We start from the raw sequence: 926 nt of genomic DNA, 5'->3' as shown, positions 1-926 counted from the left end.
GTCTTAAAAGCAATTGGCGGTGATGTAAACACTATGAACAATTGAGTCATAGAACTTCCATTATTCTCCTGAAGATAATAATCGCCAAATAAACCAATACTCAGCTTTACAATATACTAACTAACCGCAGAACGTTATTTCATACAACGTTTCTGCGGCATATCACAAAACGATTACTCCATAACAGGGACAGCAGGCCACTCAATATCAGGTGCAGTTGATGTATCAACACGGTTCAGCAACACCCGATACTTCTTCCAGGCTTCCAGCAACGAGGTTTCTTCCTTCGTTGCAATTTCCAGATCTGCAGCATCCTGAAGCGGCGCAATATGCTCACTGGCTACCTGCATCAGGCTTTTTTTTGTTTCTTCCGCCTCCCGGATCCGGAACAGTTTTTCTGCTTCCGTATCCTTCACCCAGGCTGTGCCGTTCCACTTCTGATATTCCCCTCCCGGCGATAACCAGGTAAAATTTTCCGGTAACGGACCGAGTTCAGAAATAAATAACGCGTCGCCGGAAGCCACGTCATAGACGGTTTTACCCCGATGGTCTTCAACGAGATGCCACGATGCCTCATCACTGTTGAAAACAGCCACAAAGCCAGCCGGAATATCTGGCGGTGCAATATCGGTACTGTTTGCAGGCAGACCGGTATGAGGCGGAATATATGCGTCACCTTCACCAATAAATTCATTAGTTCCGGCCAGCAGATTATAAATTTTTATGGTCCGTGGTTGTTCACTCATTCTGAATGCCATTATGCAAGCCTCACAATATAGTTAAATGCAATGTTTTTGACGGTGTTTTCCGCGTTACCCGCAGCGTTAACGGTGATGGTGTGTCCGTGTGAACCAATACTGAAAGAATGGGCATGAGCACCGATAACAACCGGATGCTGGTGCGCACCAATACCAACTGTATGCGCA

Annotated in this window: 1 protein-coding gene; it reads right to left on the bottom strand. The window is 46.1% G+C overall.

All coding sequences use genetic code 11. From position 1 onward, the window contains the following. Nucleotides 1–173: 173 nt before the first annotated feature. Nucleotides 174–746, bottom strand: coding sequence for a tail fiber assembly protein (locus ACTHSL_RS12760; RefSeq protein ID WP_425277498.1), 573 nt, complete (start codon nucleotides 744–746; stop codon nucleotides 174–176). Between the last annotated feature and the right edge of the window lie 180 nt (nucleotides 747–926).

This window comes from Neisseria sp. P0008.S010 (genome assembly GCF_051962715.1).
Taxonomy (GTDB): Bacteria; Pseudomonadota; Gammaproteobacteria; order Burkholderiales; family Neisseriaceae; genus Neisseria; species Neisseria elongata.
The sequence above is the reverse complement of the archived record's forward strand: the minus strand, read 5'-3'. Positions and strand labels throughout refer to the sequence as shown.